This window comes from Actinoplanes sp. NBRC 103695 (assembly GCF_030269485.1).
Classification (GTDB): Bacteria; Actinomycetota; Actinomycetes; order Mycobacteriales; family Micromonosporaceae; genus Actinoplanes.
Map to the genome: position 1 here is coordinate 1 of NZ_BSTL01000121.1, position 649 is coordinate 649.

Below are 649 nucleotides of genomic sequence, written 5' to 3' on the forward strand. Positions count from 1 at the left end.
CTCGGGATCAAACAGCTGTCCAAGAGTCAGGTCTCGGAGATGGCCCGCCACCTCGACACCCAGGTCGAAGCGTTCCGCAACCGGCCGCTGGACGCCGGCCCGTACACGTTTGTCTGGATGGACGCGCTGGTTATCAAGGTCCGCGAACACGGCCGGATCACCGGCGTCCACGTCCTGGTCGCGGTCGGTGTCAACGCCGACGGCGGCCGGGAAGTCCTCGGCCTCGAGATCACCTCCGACGAGGACGGCGCCGGCTGGCTGGCCTTCCTGCGTTCCCTGACCGCCCGCGGCCTGTCCGGGGTCCGGCTCGTGGTCTCCGACGCCCACCGCGGCCTGGTCAACGCGATCGGCGCCGCCCTGCCCGGCGCATCGTGGCAACGCTGCCGCACCCACTACCTGCGCAACCTGCTCGCCAAGGTCCCCAAGAGTGCGCAGCCGTGGGTGGCCACCCTGGTCCGTACCATCTTCGACCAGCCCGACACCGACGCCGTCCGAACCCAATACACCCGCGTGCTGGACACGATCGGAGAACGGTTCCCCGACGCCGCCGAACACCTCGACGACGCCCGCGACGACCTGCTCGCCTTCACCGCGTTCCCCCACGAAATCTGGAAACAGATCCGCTCGAACAACCCCCAGGAACGCCTGA

Annotated in this window: 1 protein-coding gene; it reads left to right on the top strand. The window is 68.7% G+C overall.

Features of this window, described 5'->3' with window-relative positions; translation table 11 throughout:
• Positions 1-649 (top strand): IS256 family transposase (locus tag QSK31_RS48530; protein ID WP_285691999.1); only part of this gene is annotated, 649 nt, incomplete at both ends.